This is a genomic window from Syntrophales bacterium (assembly GCA_030655775.1).
GTDB lineage: Bacteria > Desulfobacterota > Syntrophia > Syntrophales > JADFWA01 > JAUSPI01.
The window spans coordinates 1-4557 of sequence record JAUSPI010000121.1; the positions used below are offsets into that span (position 1 = coordinate 1).

Below are 4557 nucleotides of genomic sequence, written 5' to 3' on the forward strand. Positions count from 1 at the left end.
CACCGCGGGATTGGGTAGAGCTGGGCGAGATGGTAAAAAAGGCTCTGGATACCAAAAAAAAACAGGAAGAAAAGGCGATTCTCAATTGTTTGAAAGGTCTCTGGGTGGAGCATAAGAAAAACGATGCTTTCGGTGATCAGATGATTACCAACAGCGCCTTTTTGATTAGGAAAGATGGTGAAAAGGCATTTGACGAAATGGTGGATAAAATTACGGCAGAATATGACGGGAAGATGAAATTCAAATATGTGGGCCCGGTGCCACCCTGTAACTTTGTGGAAATTGTGGTGAAATGGTAACCGGTGGGCGGATGGCTGATGGCGGAGGGCAGAAGGTAGAAGGCAGTTGGCAGTTGGTAGTTGGCAGTGGGCAGGGGGCGGTGCCCTAAGGGCAGAGGTCGATAGGGGATAAGCAAGAGTATGGCAAAAACATATGAAAACCTGGACGCATGGATAAAGGCAGTCGAATTAACCGTAAGCATATACGAAATAACCCGAGATTTTCCAAAAGAGGAAATTTACGGCTTAACCTCGCAGATTCGAAGGGCCGTTATCTCGATTTCAAGTAATCTCGCGGAAGGCGCAGGGAGACCGTCAAAAAAGGACTTTGCACGTTTCGTAGACATTGGCATGGGATCTCTCAACGAGACCGAAAGCCTGCTCATAGTGGCACATAAACTTGGGTTTATTAACAGCGAAGCATACGTGAGTACAAGAAGCAAAACTGAAGAATTGGGCCGAATACTTAATGGACTGAAGAAATATTTGAGGGAATAAATTATTATAAAATTCAGCAACCCCATTCTGCGAAGGAGGATACAATGCAATAGGTGGGACTAAACTGCACGCCGCCTGCTGCATTCTGCAATCAAAAAAATGGCTTTCATATTAGATGACATATTGTTTTCCCCGCTCAAGTTGACCATATGGTTAGCGAAGAAACTTCGAGAATCTGCCTATGAGGAAATGACAGACGAGTCAAAGATTCATGAAGAGTTGCTCCAACTTCAGATGCGATACGAAATGAAAGAAATCGACGATGAAACGTATGAGAAAGAAGAAACAAAATTAATGGAGAAATTAGAGGCAATCAGAAAAATGAAAGAGGAGGAGGAGTAATGCCGACAACAGGCAAAAAAACTGGTGCTTTCAGATGTTCCAGATGCGGAGAGATAACTTCAGGAGGATTAAAAAGTTGCCCTGAATGCGGACAGAGGCTGACACTTGAATGTCCCGATTGCGGGCATATCTGGCGTCATATACATGGTTATAAGTTTTGTCCCAACTGCGGGAAACGAGTTTCCGAAAAATAGGGCAGGCACAGTGGACAGTAAAAACTACCCACCACTGACCACTGACTACTAACAACTTTCACACAAAGGAGGTAAATAATAATGGCTTTAAAAATGGCGGAAGTAATTAAAAAAGCGCGGGGAGAATTGAATGATCTGACAGGACTGGAGATTTCTTCTACAGTGTCAGCGGGAAAAGAGGACGATGGTTGGTTGATAATCATGGAGGTTATCGAGAAACACTCGATTCCGGACGGCATGGATATTCTGGCTAAATATGAAGTTCGACTGGACACTGACGGGAATATGCTGGATTTCAAACGAACCGGGCTGCGCAAACGCATTGACCCAGAGGATGCCGAAGGATAAAACAAACAAAAGATGAAAGTCGATTGTCTGTTGTTTATTGTCTGTTGCGAAAAACGCGAACTGTTGAACACTCTTTTTTTGCTGAGGAGATATCCAGATGATACCCAATGTCAGCAAATATGTTCCACCGGTCAGCCAGTATATACCTCTCGTGAGCGCGGTGTTCCCGCAAACGCTGAGCAGAAGATTCGGCGTTAAACAGACTTGGACAGAATACAGAGATACATCAAGGAGGCGGACCAGAGAACCGGTTGAAATAGGGTTCTTGCATTTCATGGCATGGTTTCTAACCCTGCCGGCGACGTTGCCATTCTTCCCGGCAAGAGGGATTGCATGGATCGCGGCGTCCCTTGATCAACAGGCTTCAGATGAGCAGGATATGGAACTGAGATTAAAAGACGAACGTCTGAGCATGGAGATGCGTCTGGAAATGGGAGAAATAACAGAGGAAGAGTTTGAAAATCAAGCGGGAGAAATAGACCGAAAACTCGAAGAGATCAGAGGTCCGTCAGAATGACCCTTCTGAGAAGTTTTGGACAGGTGGATGAAGAAGGAAGGATTGCCCTGGGGGGGAACTTTATGCTCCAGATGGGGTTAAAGCCGGATTCAATGGCGGGGATGGAAGTGGTTCGTATAACCGGGAGCAATCGCAGCCCCTACCTTGTTGTCCACAAACCGGATCGAGAGCCAAGGTTTACCGCGCTTCAGACTGTTTTCCATCAATGTCCCTGCCTGCTCGATGAAGAAGGGCGAATCATTCTGGACGATAAGGTGATGGCTGAATCAGGTTTTGAACCGGGTCTGTCACTGGAGTTCAAACTGGCGGGCCCCTCTAACGCGCCATGGCTGGCAATCAGAAACAAGGGAACGACGAGATTTACGACCCTGCAAAAGAAAATGGGACTGAAGAATCGGAAAAAATGGACAACAATGATATTTGATTATTGACGGAGGAAAAGCATGAATTATTCTACCGGCCGAAAGACACGTGTCAAATATTCTACGGCAATGAGCTGGGATGAGTATGAAAAAAAAGTGCGCCGTTCCCGTGTCAGATACTCCACCGGAAAGAGTAGCGCTATAAGACAATCATGCGGCATTCAAGTGAATAATGAATCAGCGACGCAGGAAGAAAATCGTCCTGATCGGGAGATTGACTCAGAGGAGTGACTCCCCTCCCTTGTCCGTAAAGCTTAGGAATCTTTTCATTATATTCAACGATCCGAAGTCTTTATGGCGTAATGGCGAACAACTAAGACCGCATTGCAGATGAGATAAATTATCCCGACCGATCCGGATCAGGAAAAACAGGCAGAATAAAAGAGGAGGCAAATATGGCAAGCGGAAGCGAAAAGAAGGCATTGCGAATAATCCACGAAGCAGGTGGAGAAACTACAAGCCATATTGTAAGCCGGAAAATGGGCATAGATACCGGATATGCAAGACTTTTGTGCATGAACCTGGCTCAAAAGGATTATGTGGATTTGAAAAGGTCAGGCCACTTTGTGATTACGTTCAAGGGAAAACAGTCTTTGATGGGGAAATCCATGGCAGGCGGAGAAAAAACAAGCCCGCGAGTTCCATTTAAAAGACTACATCAGGAACAATCGGGATGGGGGATCATGTCGAATTCGCGGAATGACAGCAGGATCGGACGGACTTTCGATAAGCCCGGTCAGGAACAATTGATCTGGTCCACCGCAAAGGTTGATCGAGCCGGGAAAGATTTTTCAAAAGGTGCGGGTGGAATACGTATTGGAAAGTTGCTTACAGAGACAAAGTATCCATGCGGGTATTGCAGAGGAAAGGGAGAAAAACCAAAAGGAACCATATGTGCGGTATGCAGAGGCTCCGGAGAAGCAAACTTAGCCCCTCCTGTTGTTGTTTGCGCTTACTGTAAGGGCGGGGGCGAAGAGAAACCCCGAAGTAACATAACCTGCACAGTCTGTCGCGGCATGGGATTTGTGTGCGTCAAAGAACCTGTCGAAGTCTGCTCACACTGCCGCGGAACTGGGCGAGAGTCTGGCAACAAGCTTCCGTGTCTGAAATGCCGGGGTAAAGGCGTGGTGACAAAGCCAGGTACAGGAAAGACTGTACCCTCAAAAGAAGTCTTTCATCGTCAGACAAGTTTTCAAATGGAGCAGAAAAAACGGCTTCAGGAAAATCCGACAAAACAGAAAAAAACCCCTACTGCCAGCGAGTTAGAGGTGCTGGGGGTTTATTATGAGTCCAAACGACTGAAGAAACCTGTCAATGTCAGCAGCAGTACCCGTATGTCGCCGGCATATGTAAGCATGCTGATACGACCACTGGTAGAGAACGGCCTTTTAATGGCAATTGCCCCGAGACAGTATGAAATTACATCCCGGGGAGAAAAGTTTTTCAAGAAGGACAAAAAACAGGTGAACTGTAATGGAGACAATTATCGTTCAAAAGTTAAGACTGCAGAATGAAAATTTTATGGCAGGGTACAGGCAAATGGGTAAGGATAAAAGTGATTTTCCTGTTGATATATTTGAAGGAGAAAGAAAGATACGCTTGATAGCTGAGTTGCCGGGGATTAACAAAGAAGAGGATATCAAGATTTATTTAAACGAAAGAGTTCTGGTCATATTCGCCAGCGGAAAAGACAAAAGCTATTACAAAAATATCAAATTGCCCAGCCCTTCTGAAAACATAATTGGGAAATTATATAATGGTGGCTTTTTAGAGATTATTCTGGAGAAAAAGGAGAATAATGATGGCCTTAGAACCATCTCGAAGTAATGACGGTACCGGTTTAGCAGACGTAATCGACAGAATCCTGGATAAAGGGCTTGTAATTAATGCCGATATCACCGTGTCTGTGGCGGGGGTTGAACTGCTTGGAATTAAGATACGTGCTGCCCTTGCATCCT

At 45.5% G+C, this 4557-nt stretch carries 10 protein-coding genes; all 10 read left to right on the forward strand.

Annotated features, from left to right (window positions below; all coding sequences use genetic code 11):
* A partial coding sequence (locus Q7J27_06420; GenBank protein ID MDO9528780.1) for a GvpL/GvpF family gas vesicle protein occupies nt 1–299 on the forward strand: 299 nt, incomplete at its 5' end.
* A gap of 120 nt (nt 300–419) precedes the next feature.
* Complete coding sequence (locus Q7J27_06425; protein MDO9528781.1) at nt 420–776, forward strand: four helix bundle protein; 357 nt, start codon at nt 420–422, stop codon at nt 774–776.
* Nucleotides 777–875: 99 nt separating this feature from the next.
* Nucleotides 876–1118, forward strand: coding sequence for a gas vesicle protein GvpG (locus Q7J27_06430; protein ID MDO9528782.1), 243 nt, complete (start codon nt 876–878; stop codon nt 1116–1118).
* Nucleotides 1118–1312 carry a zinc ribbon domain-containing protein gene (locus Q7J27_06435; protein MDO9528783.1) on the forward strand — a complete coding sequence of 65 codons (195 nt, stop codon included), beginning with the start codon at nt 1118–1120 and terminating at the stop codon, nt 1310–1312. Before Q7J27_06430 ends, Q7J27_06435 begins: the two co-directional genes overlap by 1 nt.
* An 81-nt stretch (nt 1313–1393) precedes the next feature.
* The gene (gene gvpO, locus Q7J27_06440) at nt 1394–1660 is read left to right on the forward strand and encodes a gas vesicle protein GvpO (protein MDO9528784.1); all 267 of its coding nucleotides are present in this window, start codon (nt 1394–1396) and stop codon (nt 1658–1660) included.
* A 97-nt stretch (nt 1661–1757) separates the two neighbouring features.
* Nucleotides 1758–2177, forward strand: coding sequence for a gas vesicle protein GvpG (locus tag Q7J27_06445; GenBank protein ID MDO9528785.1), 420 nt, complete (start codon nt 1758–1760; stop codon nt 2175–2177).
* The gene (locus Q7J27_06450; protein MDO9528786.1) at nt 2174–2608 is read left to right on the forward strand and encodes a hypothetical protein; all 435 of its coding nucleotides are present in this window, start codon (nt 2174–2176) and stop codon (nt 2606–2608) included. The genes Q7J27_06445 and Q7J27_06450 overlap by 4 nt, the downstream gene beginning before the upstream one ends.
* Before the next feature lie 12 nt (nt 2609–2620).
* A complete protein-coding gene (locus Q7J27_06455) occupies nt 2621–2830 on the forward strand; it encodes a hypothetical protein (GenBank protein ID MDO9528787.1) in 210 nt (69 codons plus the stop codon).
* Nucleotides 2831–2994: 164 nt separating this feature from the next.
* Entirely contained in the window at nt 2995–4113 is a 1119-nt protein-coding gene (locus Q7J27_06460) for a hypothetical protein (protein MDO9528788.1), read from the forward strand.
* The gene (locus tag Q7J27_06465; GenBank protein ID MDO9528789.1) at nt 4073–4426 is read left to right on the forward strand and encodes a hypothetical protein; all 354 of its coding nucleotides are present in this window, start codon (nt 4073–4075) and stop codon (nt 4424–4426) included. The genes Q7J27_06460 and Q7J27_06465 overlap by 41 nt, the downstream gene beginning before the upstream one ends.
* The last annotated feature ends 131 nt before the right edge of the window (nt 4427–4557 follow it).